This window comes from Actinomadura sp. NPDC048032, assembly GCF_040653175.1.
In the GTDB taxonomy this organism is placed as follows: Bacteria; Actinomycetota; Actinomycetes; order Streptosporangiales; family Streptosporangiaceae; genus Spirillospora; species Spirillospora verrucosospora.
The window spans coordinates 1-11,557 of record NZ_JBEZJP010000256.1 but is presented as its reverse complement, the minus strand read 5'-3'; the positions used below and the strand labels follow the sequence as shown (position 1 = coordinate 11,557).

Sequence of the window (11,557 nt, the reverse complement as noted above, 5' to 3'; positions counted from 1 at the left end):
GTCGTGGTCGTGATCGTCGCGACGTTGGCGCAGCAGGGGCCGTTGGCGAAGGAGTCGGCGACCTCGCGTGACAGTCGAGGCGGTCTGCGTCAGCGCGGCGAGGCGTGAGACCGGCTCAGGAGGTGATCTCGCGGGCTCGGGCCACGTCGCGGTGCATCTCCTCGATCAGCGCTTCGACGGAGTCGAACTTCAACGTGTCGCGGATGCGGGCGGTGAAGTCGACGGCCATGTGCTCGCCGTACAGGTCGAGGTCGTCGCGGTCGAGGGCGTAGGCCTCCACGGTCCGCTCCCCCGCGCCCTCGAAGGTCGGGTTCGTCCCGATGGAGATCGCCGCCGGCCAGCGGAAGGCGGGGTAGCGGTCGGAGTCGCAGACCAGCCAGCCCCCGTAGACGCCGTCCGCCGGGATCTCCGTGTGCGGCAGCGTCTCCAGGTTGGCGGTGGGGAACCCGAGCGCGCGGCCCCGCTGGTGGCCGCGCACGACGACGCCCTCGACGCGGTGCGGGCGGCCGAGCGCGTGCGCCGCCGCCTCGACGTCGCCCGCGTCGAGCCGTCCCCTGATGTAGGTGGATGAGATCGTGTCGCCGTCGGCCACCAGCGGCATGCCCTCGGCCGTGAAGTCGTACTTCTCGCCGAGCTCCCGCAGCAGCGCCACGTCCCCCTTGGCCTTGTGCCCGAACCGGAAGTCCTCGCCGACGATCACGTGGGCGGCGTGCAGCCGGTCGACCAGCACCGACTGGACGAACTCGTCCGGCGGCACCTTCGACAGCTCCAGCGTGAAGGGCACGACCACGACCGCGTCGGTGCCGAGTCCCTCCAGCAGCTCGATGCGGCGCCTGGTCGAGGCGAGCAGCGGGGGGTGCGTGCCGGGCCGGACGACCTCGTCCGGATGCGGGTCGAACGTGATGACCACCGAGCGGAGCCCGCGGCGGCGCGCCTCCTCGGCGGCGGCGCCCACGATCCGCTGGTGGCCGCGGTGCACGCCGTCGAACACCCCGATGGTGATCACCGAACGGCCCCAGTCTGCGGGAACCTCGTCGAGGCCATTCCAGCGCCGCACCATGCTCTCCCTGCGTAGGACGTTCCTGTCAGGTACTTCTTTGCCGTCCTCAAGAGTGCCATGCGGGGGCGGGGTTGGTCGCACCCAGGGGGCGTGGTGTGCGGCACCCGCCCCCTGGCGCATCCAGCGGGCGGCGTCAGCCGGACTGGTAGACGACCAGCGACACCGCGATGTACTGCAGGACGTAGGCCGCCAGCGTGCAGGCGTGGAAGACCTCGTGGAACCCGAACCAGCTCGGGGACGGGTTGGGGCGGCGCAGCCCGTACACCACTCCCCCGACGCTGTAGCAGATCCCCCCTGCCGCGACCAGGAGGCAGGCGGCCAGGCCCGCTCCGGACAGGAACTGCGGCAGGAACAGCACCGCCACCCAGCCGAGCGCGATGTAGAGGGCGACGTAGAGGGCGCGGGGAGCGCCGATCCAGGTCGTCCGGAACACGACCCCAGCGATGGCCCCGGTCCACACGATGGCGAGGACGGCCACGCGCACGGCGCCGTCCAGCGCCAGCACGGCGAACGGCGTGTACGTCCCCGCGATGATCAGATAGATGTTGGCGTGGTCGAAGCGGCGGAGCACCTCGATCAGCCGGTGCGACTGCTGCCGGTGGTACGTCCCAGAGATCCCGAACAGCATTCCCGAGGTCGCCACGTACAGCGCCGACGCCAGCCGCGCCTCCGTACTCGGGCCGAGCGCCACCAGCACGAGCCCCGCGACGAGCACCGCGGGGAACGCGCCGAGGTGCAGCCAGCCGCGCAGTCGCGGCCGGGTGGGGGACGCCACCGGGGGGTCGTCTTTCACCGTGGTCACGGACACCTCCTCACGAACCTACGCTTAAGTAGGTTACGCGACCGTAGGTTGGTGGCGCATCCGTTCCTCCGGTGATGCTCGCCACGGGACGGCACCGCGCTCTCCCCGGGTCAGGAGACGAACACCGCGAGGGACTTGGCGACGGGGCCCCGCTCCTCGACGAGCGCGAGCAGGGTCCCGTCCGGGGCGAAGACGCCCACCGGGCCGGGCCCGAGGCCGACGGCCGGCAGCCGCCCGCCGTGCGCGACCTTGCGGGCGTCGTCGTCGGAGACGTCCCGCCGCGGGAACACCGCCGCGACGGCCTCGGCCATCGGCAGGATCTCCAGCTCCTCGGCGAGCCGGTCGAGCGTGCGCGCCATCGACAGGTCGTAGGGCCCGACGCGGGTGCGGCGCAGGGCGGTCAGATGGCCGCCGCAGCCGAGCGAGGCGCCGAGGTCGCGGGCCAGCGCCCGGATGTAGGTCCCCGACGAGCACGCCACCGAGGCGTCCACGTCGATCAGGCCGCCGTGCCGCCGGACGTCCAGCACCGTGAACTCGTCCACGGTCACCGGGCGCGCGGCGAGTTCCACGTCCTCGCCCTTGCGGGCCATCTTGTAGGCCCGCTCACCGTTCACCTTGATCGCGCTGACCTGCGGCGGGACCTGCTGGATCGTCCCGGTCAGCTCCGCGACGCCGGCCCGCAGCGCCTCCTCGGTGACGGCCTCGGCGGACGCGGTCGCGATGGTCTCGCCCTCCGCGTCGTCGGTGTTGGTCGACTCGCCCAGCCGGATCGTGGCGTCGTAGCCCTTGCGGGTCAACGCGAGATGCCCGAGCAGGCGGGTGGCCTTCCCGATCCCGAGGACGAGCACTCCCGTCGCCATCGGGTCCAGCGTGCCCGCGTGCCCGACCCGCCGGGTCTTGGCCAGCCGCCGCATCTTTCCCACGACGTCGTGCGACGTCCAGCCGGCGGGCTTGTCCACGATGACGAGTCCCGAATCCATGCTCTTGCTTCACCTCGAAGACGGCGGGCGGACGGAGGACGGCGATTCTAGCCGTCCCCTCGCCCTCGCAGGTTCTCGCCAGGGCACGGCTTCACCCCGGTCAATGGTCGGATGGCAGCAGGGCGCGCAACCGGTCGAGCGCCTCGTCGACCGGCCCTCCCCAGACGAACCCCGCCATCTCGCGGTGACCGCCGCCGTCGAGCGCCGCGCACACCTTGCTCAGGTCGACGTGGCCCTTGGAGCGAGCGGAGAAGTACCAGCGGCCGTCGTCGGTCTCCTTGCACACGACGGCGACCTCGGCCTCGTCGGTCCGGCGCAGCTGGTCGATGACGCCTTCGAGCTGCTCGTACGGCAGGCCGCGCCGGTCCGTGCGGGCGATCGCCGTCCAGACCAGGCCGCGGCCGCCCGCGGCGTCGCGCTCCAGCCGGGCCCTCGCCAGCGCGCCCGCGAGGACCTGCAGGTAGTCGAACGGGGCCCGGTCCCACAGCTCCCGGCTGACCGTCTCCGGCCGGACGCCCGCCGTCAGCAGCCGTCCTGCCAGGTCGTGGACCTCGGGTGTCGTGGAGGGGTACTTGAACGAGCCGGTGTCGCTGGCGAGTCCCGCGTACAGGCCCTGCGCGATGTCGCGGTCGAGCGGCACGCCGAGCCGGCGGATCAGCTCCTCGACCAGCACCGCCGTGGCGGCGGCGTCCGGGTCGACCAGCCGCACGCCGCCGAAACCGGTGTTGGACGCGTGGTGGTCGATGACGATCAGAGCGCCGGCCCGGTCGGCGGCGCCCGCGAGCGAGCCGAGCCGGGCCCGGCCCGCCGCGTCCAGCGAGATCATCAGCTTCGGGGCGCGCGGCATTCGGGACGGTTCGACCAGCATCTCCTGGCCCGGCAGGAACCGCAGGATCGCCGGGACGCCGAACGGCTCCCCGAACGAGGCCAGGCAGCGTTTGCCGCACGAGCGCAGCGCCTGGGCGAGCGCCAACGTGGTGCGGGCGGTACTGGCGTTCGCCGTGCTCGCCACATCGTTCTACTTCGCCTGGTCCAAACCCGCCCGCCTCGGCCTCGACCTCCGCGGCGGCACCCAGATCGTCCTGGAGACGCAGGACTCCCCGGCCGTGAAGGCCGACCGGGAGTCCACCGACCGTGCCCGCGAGGTGCTGCAACGGCGCGTCGACGCGCTCGGGGTCGCCGAGTCGTCCATCACCCGCTCCGGCGACCGGCGGCTGATCGTCGAACTGCCGGACGTCCAGGACCCGACCCGCGCCGCCGCCGCCATCGGCAAGACCGCGCAGCTCACGGCGCACCCGGTGCTGCCCGCCGCCGGCACGCCCGCGGCGGGGCAGCAGCTGATCCCCGATGAGAGCGGTCAGCGGATCCTGATCGGCCCCGCGGCGCTCACCGGTGCCGGGATCGGGTCGGCGAGCGCCTCCTACGACCCGCAGAACCTCGGCGGCTGGGCCGTCGACGTCCGGTTCAAGGGCGGCGGGGGCACCACCTGGGAGCGGCTGACCGCCAAGGCCGCCTGCGCGGCGGGGGACGAGCGCCGCGTCGCCATCGTGCTGGACGGCAAGGTGATCTCCTCTCCGCAGGTCACCGAGAGCGTCGCCTGCGGCGTCGGCATCACCGGCGGCTCCACCCAGATCACCGGGGACTTCAGCCCTTCCGAGGCCAAGGACCTCGCGGCCCTCATCCAGGGCGGCTCGCTGCCCGTCCCCGTGAAGATCATCGAGCAGCGGGTGGTCGGTCCGACGCTCGGCGACGAGGCGATCGACGCCAGCGCCCGCGCCGCCGTCATCGGCATCGTCCTCACCGGCCTGTTCATCGTGGCCGTCTACCGGCTGGCGGGCCTGCTCGCCACGGTCGCGCTCGCCGGGTACGCGCTCATCTCCTACGGCGCTCTCGTCGCGGTCGGCGCCACCCTGACACTGCCGGGGCTCGCCGGGTTCGTCCTGGCGATCGGCATGGCGATCGACGCCAACGTGCTGGCCTTCGAGCGCGCGAGAGAGGAGCGCGCCGCCGCGCCGGGCCGCAGCGCGCGGACGGCGCTGGCCGTCGGGTTCACCAAGGCGTGGTCGGCGATCGCCGACTCCGCCGCCACCACCGTGCTGGCCGCGGGCCTGCTGTTCTTCCTGGCCTCCGGGCCGGTCAGGGGCTTCGGCGTCACGCTGACCATCGGCGTGCTGGGCTCCCTCGTCTCGGCGATGCTGCTGAGCCGGGTCCTCACCGACGCCGCCGCCGCGCGCATGCCCCGGCTCAGCAAGGGCAGGGCGGGCGGCATCGGCGGCGCCGGCCGCATCCGGCGGTGGCTGGAGGACAGCGGCCCCGACCTGATGAAGCGCAGCCGCCTGTGGCTCGGCGTCTCCGCGCTCGCCGTCGTCCTCGCCGTCACGGGGATCTTCGCCCGCGGCCTGAACTACGGCGTGGAGTTCACCGGCGGCCGCCTGGTCGAGTACTCCACCTCCCGGCACGTCGACATCGACGCCGCCCGCGCCGCCGTCGCCGAGGCCGGATTCCCGCGCGCCGTCGTCCAGACCTCGGGGAAGGACGACATCTCGGTCCGGACGGCCGACCTCGGCAACGCGGAGGAGAAGCGCATCCGGGACGCCCTCGCGAAGGAGGGCGGCGGCGCCGCCAAGCAGCGCGACGAGCTGATCGGCCCCAGCCTGGGGGAGGAGCTGCGGACCAAGGCCCTCATCGCCCTCGGCGTGGCCCTGCTGGCCCAGCTCGCCTACCTGACGATCCGGTTCCGCTGGACGTTCGCGGCGGGCTCGGTGCTCGCCATGTTCCACGACATCGCGATCGTCACCGGGATCTTCGCCTGGCTGGGCAAGCCGATCGACGGCGTCTTCCTCGCCGCACTGCTCACGATCATCGGCTACTCGGTGAACGACTCGGTCGTCGTGTTCGACCGGGTCCGGGAGATGTGGGCGGCGAACCCCAAGGGGAGGTTCGCCGACATCGCCAACCGCGGCACGCTGCAGACGGTGCCGCGGACGATCAACACCGGCGTGGGCGCCCTGTTCATCCTGGCGGCGCTGGCCGTCCTCGGCGGCGACTCCCTGACCGACTTCGCCGTCGCGCTCCTGATCGGCATCGTCGTCGGCACGTACTCCAGCGTCTTCACGGCGACGCCGCTGGCCGTCGTCCTGGAGCGCCACGCCAAGACCCCGCCGCCCCAGAGCAAGCAGAAGTCCAGGCCGGTCCGCCGGACCCCGGGCAGCTCGGGCGCGGTCGTCTGACGCCCCCCGGGCCGCCGCCCCCCCCGGCGGCGGCCCGGAGGGGGACGTCACTTCTTCGGCACGAACGACCGCTTGAGCGGCCCGTTATTGCCGCCCGTGATCAGGCAGTACACGTCCCGATAGCCGAGTCTCCACTGCTGCTTGGTCGGCGTGGCGAACGTGGCGGAGACGCGGTCGGGCGGCGGATCGCCCTTCCAGATGTCCGCCGCCCGCCTCGCGCAGCCCTCCGAGGCCATCTTTTCGAGTTTCTTTATGCCCGGGTACTCCTTGCCCTGGAGCTTGTACGTCGCCAGCACCTGGAACTGATGCGGCAGATCGCAGTCCACGACCGGAGGGGTCATGCTCTCGTCCCACTTCTCCAGGCATTCGCCCTGCTCGAACATCGCCTCGTGCCGGGGAGTGATCACGGCGCGGCTGAGCGGTGCGGTGAGCGACTTGTCCTCGCCGACGTAGACGAGCGTGCACGTCACAGTCCGCTTCCCGCTCTCCCAGTCCTTGCGCTTGGGGAGCTCGGTCCGCGCGTCGAAGTCGTCGTCCACGATCTTTTTGACGTTGTCCGGGGTGCGTTCCTTGCACAGCGCCGCCGCCTGGGCGGCGAGCCGTTGGACTCCGGGGAAGGGGCCGGCGGGGAGCGTCGCCTTGGCGACCACCTCACCGTTATGGGGGCTGGCACAGGGGCTGGGATACACGTTCGGATCGGCCGGGTCATGGGTCTGCGCCGTGAAGCAGTCCCCCACCTTCAGGGTCGACGACAGCACGTAGCCGTCCCGCTGACGCGGGTCGGCCTCTGCTTCTCCGGCCGAGAACAGCGAGTCGCCGAACATCACCGCGATGACCGCCGCTACCGCGAGCCAGGCCGCCGAGGCGCCGAGCCCGCCGAGCGCGAGGCCCCTGCCGCCGCCTCCCCGGCGGCGGATCTGCACCAGGGCGGCGACGGCGAAGGCGATCGCGAACAGGACCAGGCCCACGGCACCGGTGACCAGGGCGGCGATGGCTAAGCCGTTCGTCCGCGCCCGGCCGGGCCGCTCGCCTGCGGTGGGCGAGGGCTCCGGATCGTCCGCGGGCGAGGTCTCGTCCGGTGGGGCGGCCGGGGCTTCGGCGGCGGGTGCGCGCGTGTCGGGGAGCGCCCAGGGGGGAGGCGGTTCGGGGGCGGCCGGGTCGTCGTCAGGAGATGGTGGCGTGGTCACGGCGAAACGGTAGGCCGGACAATTCGGTAAAAACCGGTTTTCTGGGTGGTCGTCGCCGAGTCGTGATGAAGGAATCCCGTGGCCGGGGACCGGCCCGGCCACGGGTCCGGGGGGTCAGGCGAGGGGCGGCTGGTCCGAGGGGTTCTCCGCCCTGATCACCTGCATGACGGCGTTGATCAGCGCCAGGTGGGTGAAGGCCTGCGGGAAGTTGCCGAGGTGGCGGCCGGTGTGCGGGTCGATCTCCTCGGCGTACAGCTGCAGGGGGCTCGCGTAGGACAGCAGCTTCTCGCACAGGGCGCGGGCCCGCTCCAGCTCGCCGACCATCACCAGGGTGCTGACCAGCCAGAAGGAGCAGATCGTGAAGGTGCCCTCGTCCGATTCGAACCCGTCGTCGGTCTCCGACGCGCGGTAGCGCAGGACGAGGTCGTCCTCCGACAGCTCGTCGGCGATGGCGAGGACGGTCTCCCGGACGCGCTTGTCGTCGGCGGGCAGGAAGCCGAGCAGCGGGATCAGCAGCGCCGAGGCGTCCAGGGCCGTCGCGCCGTAGTGGGCGGTGAAGACGCCGCGGTCGTCCAGCGCGTTGGCGAGCACGTCGGCGTGGATCTCGTCGGCCGCGGCCTGCCAGCGCAGCGCCCGCTCCTGGTCGCCGCGGATGCGGGCGAGCCGCGCCCCGCGGTCGGCCGCGACCCAGCAGAACACCTTGGAGGAGGTGAAGTGCTGCGGTTCGCCGCGCACCTCCCACATGCCGCAGTCGGGCGTCCGCCAGTTGGCGAGGGCGTCCTCGACCTGCTTGACGACGATCTTCCACAGCCGGTCGTCGAGCCGGTCCCGCTTGCGCACGAACAGGTAGATGGAGCCGATGATCGCGCCCCACACGTCGTGCTGCGCCTGCATGTACGCCTCGTTGCCGATGCGCACCGGGCGGGCGTTGTCGTAGCCGGTGAGGTGGTCGAGCGTGGACTCGGGCAGTTCCTCGCGCCCGTCCAGCCCGTACATGATCTGCAGCTTGCCCTCGGCGGCCTCGGCGACGTCGGTGATGAAGTAGAAGAAGTCGTTGGCCTCCCAGTCGTAGCCGAGCGTGTAGAACGCCCAGAGGGCCATCGTGGAGTCGCGGATCCAGGTGTAGCGGTAGTCCCAGTTCCGGTCGCCGCCCGGCGTCTCCGGCAGCGACGTCGTCGCCGCGGCCGCGACCGCGCCGGACGGGGCGAACGTCAGCCCCTTCAGCGTCAGCGCGCTGCGCTGCAGGTGGCTGCGCCACGGGTGGTCGGGGAATCGGCCCCGGTCAAGCCAGTGCTGCCAGTGGTGGACGGTCCAGACGAGCCGCTCCTGCGCCTCCTCCCACGAGGAGGGCGCCGCGTGCTCGCTCCAGGACAGCGCCACGAAACGGGACTCGCCCTGCTTCAGCAGCGTCCGGGACGTGGCGAGCGACCCCTCGAACCCGACGTTCATGTCGGTGGTGAGCCGCAGGCCGACGCCGTTGCCGCGCGCGGCGGCCTCGTGGTAGCCGGAGCCGGTGTGCTCCCAGCGCGCCGGCGTCTGCCCGTAGTCGAACACCGGCATGCAGTCGAGGCGGACCTGCACCTGCCCGTTCACGCAACGCACCATCCGCAGCAGGACGTGGTCGGCGTCGTAGTCGGTCGGCGCCCTGCGATGCGTGTGGGACCGTTCCGTCTCGTGGTGCCACGGGCCCATGAGCAGCGCGTCCGTCACGACCAGCCAGCCGCCGTGCACCCACCAGGTGGTCTCCATCACCATGGTCCCCGGGATGTAGCGCTGCGCGGCGGGCACCTCCACGCCCGCGGGGCCGACCCGGAAGTATCCGGCGTCCCGGTCCAGGATGGAGCCGAACACGCTGGGCGAGTCCATCCTGGGCAGGCACATCCACTCGATGTTGCCGCTGGGCGCGACCAGGGCGGTCGTCTCGCAGTCGGACAGGAACCCGAAATCGGCGATGGGGGCGAACGGATCTCCCGCCCGGCCGCCGGCGACCTTCGGCCTCACAACGTCACCTCCTTGATTCATCATTCCCTCTCCCACGCGATGGGCGTGTCTTGGGTACGGGCCGCCCCCCGGGACGGGGCGCCCGGGCGGTGCGGTTGGAGCGGTGTGTCCCTGGTCTCCCTATTGGAATAGACCATTATCCGCGGTCTGAGCTGGGATAACTCCCCTCGGCGCACCGGGCGCCGAGCAAGTCTCGGGTTCGCGGGTACAGTCCCGGCAAACAGGGCAGCGGACCCGCCGCCGCCTGGGGTGACGCGACGCCGCGCGCCCCGCGGAGGCGGGCCCGGAACTGCCACTGGGTGGAACCGGAGCGAGAAGGAGCTCCCCGTGCGGAAGTTCGTGTACGACTTCACTGAGGGAAACAAGGACCTCAAGGACCTCCTGGGGGGCAAGGGCGCCAACCTGGCCGAGATGACCAATCTCGGCCTGCCCGTGCCGCCGGGGTTCACGATCACCGCGGAGGCCTGCCGGCACTACCTCGAGCACGGGAGCCTGCCCGACGGCCTGGCGGACGAGGTGAACCGGCACCTGGCCGACCTGGAGTCCACGATGGGCAAGAAGCTCGGCCAGAGCGACGACCCTCTCCTGGTCAGCGTGCGGTCCGGCGCCAAGTTCAGCATGCCGGGCATGATGGAGACCGTCCTCAACGTCGGGTTGAACGACGAGTCCGTCCACGGCCTCGCCTCGCAGGCGGGCGACGAGCGGTTCGCGTGGGACTCCTACCGCCGGCTGATCCAGATGTTCGGCAAGACCGTCATGGACATCGACGGCGACCTGTTCGAGGACGCCGTCGAGGACGTCAAGCGGGCCAGGGGCAGCGACGACGACGGCGACCTGACCGCCGGGGACCTCAGGGAGCTCGTCGACCGGTTCAAGGTCATCGTACGGGAGAAGACGGGCCGCGAGTTCCCGACCGATCCGCGCGAGCAGATGGACCTGGCCGTCGAGGCGGTGTTCAACTCCTGGAACGCGCCCCGCGCCATCCTCTACCGGCGGCAGGAGCGCATTCCCGTCGACCTCGGCACGGCCGTCAACATCTGCTCGATGGTCTTCGGCAACATGGGCCTGGACTCGGGGACGGGCGTCGCCTTCACCCGGGACCCCGCGTCCGGGCAGCAGGGCATCTACGGCGACTACCTCCAGAACGCCCAGGGCGAGGACGTCGTCGCGGGCATCCGCAACACCGTCCCGCTGAAGGAACTGGAGCGCATCGACAAGGCGTCCTACGACCGGCTTCTCGAGATCATGGAGACGCTGGAGAACCACTACCGCGACATGTGCGACATCGAGTTCACGATCGAGCGCGGGAAGCTGTGGATGCTGCAGACCCGGGTCGGCAAACGGACCGCCGGCGCGGCGTTCCGGATCGCCTGCCAGTTGCTCGACCAGGGCCTCATCGACCTGGACGAGGCCGCCCGCCGCGTCACCGGCGACCAGCTCGCCCAGCTGATGTTCCCCCGCTTCACCGACCGGGTGGACGGGGTCAAGAAGATCACCAAGGGCATGAACGCCTCGCCCGGCGCGGCCGTCGGCAAGGCCGTGTTCACCTCCGAGCGCGCCGTGGAGCTGGCCGAGCGGGGCGAGGACGTGATCCTCGTCCGCCGCGAGACCAACCCCGACGACCTCGCCGGCATGGTCGCCGCCAAGGGCGTCCTGACCTCCCGCGGCGGCAAGACCTCGCACGCCGCGGTCGTCGCGCGCGGCATGGGCAAGACGTGCGTCTGCGGCGCCGAGGAGCTCGACGTCGACGTCAAGGGCGGCCACTTCACCGCGCCCGGCGGCGTCACGGTCCGGGAGGGCGACGTCATCTCGATCGACGGGTCGTCCGGCGAGGTCTACCTCGGGGAGGTGGCGGTCGAGGACTCGCCCGTCGTCCGCTACTTCGAGGGGCAGCTGGCGGTCGAGGACGGCGACGACCTCGTCAAGGCCGTGGACCGGGTCATGCGGCACGCCGACGCGCGGGCCGCGCTGAAGGTCCGCGCGAACTCCGACAACCCGGAGGACTCCGCCCGGGCCCGCCGGTTCGGCGCCGCCGGCATCGGGCTGTGCCGCACCGAGCACATGTTCCTCGGCGACCGGCGGCAGCTCGTCGAGCAGCTCATCCTCGCCGAGGACGAGGACGAGCGGCAGGCCGCGCTGGACGCCCTGGAGCCGCTCCAGAAGAGCGACTTCGAGGGCATCTTCGAGGCGATGGACGGACTGCCCGTCACCATCCGGCTCATCGACCCGCCGCTGCATGCGGACGCGGCTCGGACGGGCGCGGCCCCCGCGGCGCGGCCGGGCGCGACGACACGTCC

The 11,557-nt window shown here is 71.9% G+C and carries 8 protein-coding genes; 2 read left to right on the top strand and 6 right to left on the bottom strand.

Translation table 11 applies throughout. The features are described 5' to 3' along the window. Positions 1-115 precede the first annotated feature (115 nt). The 4 genes from AB0C69_RS27520 to AB0C69_RS27505 all read right to left on the bottom strand — a co-directional run bounded on the left by AB0C69_RS27520 (position 116) and on the right by AB0C69_RS27505 (position 3,854). Complete coding sequence (locus AB0C69_RS27520) at positions 116-1,057, bottom strand: bifunctional riboflavin kinase/FAD synthetase (RefSeq protein WP_345174213.1); 942 nt, start codon at positions 1,055-1,057, stop codon at positions 116-118. Between the two features lie 136 nt (positions 1,058-1,193). Further along, positions 1,194-1,862 (bottom strand): hemolysin III family protein, encoded by a 669-nt coding sequence (locus AB0C69_RS27515; RefSeq protein ID WP_345174210.1) that lies wholly within the window; start codon positions 1,860-1,862, stop codon positions 1,194-1,196. A gap of 110 nt (positions 1,863-1,972) precedes the next feature. Then, a complete protein-coding gene (gene truB / locus AB0C69_RS27510) occupies positions 1,973-2,842 on the bottom strand; it encodes a tRNA pseudouridine(55) synthase TruB (RefSeq protein WP_345174209.1) in 870 nt (289 codons plus the stop codon). Positions 2,843-2,942: 100 nt separating this feature from the next. Beyond that, complete coding sequence (locus tag AB0C69_RS27505) at positions 2,943-3,854, bottom strand: DHHA1 domain-containing protein (protein ID WP_360358123.1); 912 nt, start codon at positions 3,852-3,854, stop codon at positions 2,943-2,945. On the opposite strand from AB0C69_RS27505, the gene secD reads away from it, so the two are divergent. Further along, positions 3,817-6,072 (top strand): protein translocase subunit SecD, encoded by a 2,256-nt coding sequence (gene secD, locus AB0C69_RS27500; RefSeq protein ID WP_360358122.1) that lies wholly within the window; start codon positions 3,817-3,819, stop codon positions 6,070-6,072. The two genes, AB0C69_RS27505 and secD, sit on opposite strands and share 38 nt — an antisense overlap. A 47-nt stretch (positions 6,073-6,119) precedes the next feature. Here secD and AB0C69_RS27495 read toward each other — a convergent pair whose 3' ends face one another. Further along, positions 6,120-7,259, bottom strand: a complete 1,140-nt coding sequence (locus AB0C69_RS27495) for a septum formation family protein (RefSeq protein ID WP_360358121.1) — start codon at positions 7,257-7,259, stop codon at positions 6,120-6,122. Positions 7,260-7,373: 114 nt separating this feature from the next. Beyond that, entirely contained in the window at positions 7,374-9,260 is a 1,887-nt protein-coding gene (locus tag AB0C69_RS27490; protein ID WP_360358120.1) for a glycoside hydrolase family 15 protein, read from the bottom strand. A 327-nt stretch (positions 9,261-9,587) separates the two neighbouring features. Here AB0C69_RS27490 and ppdK point away from each other — a divergent pair. Then, the coding region (ppdK, locus tag AB0C69_RS27485; RefSeq protein WP_360358119.1) for a pyruvate, phosphate dikinase at positions 9,588-11,557 on the top strand (1,970 nt) is incomplete at its 3' end.

Bases quoted from the DNA above. Each gene is read 5' to 3' on its own strand.
- truB (WP_345174209.1), bottom strand. From the start codon at position 2,842: ATGGATTCGGGACTCGTCATCGTGGACAAGCCCGCCGGCTGGACGTCG.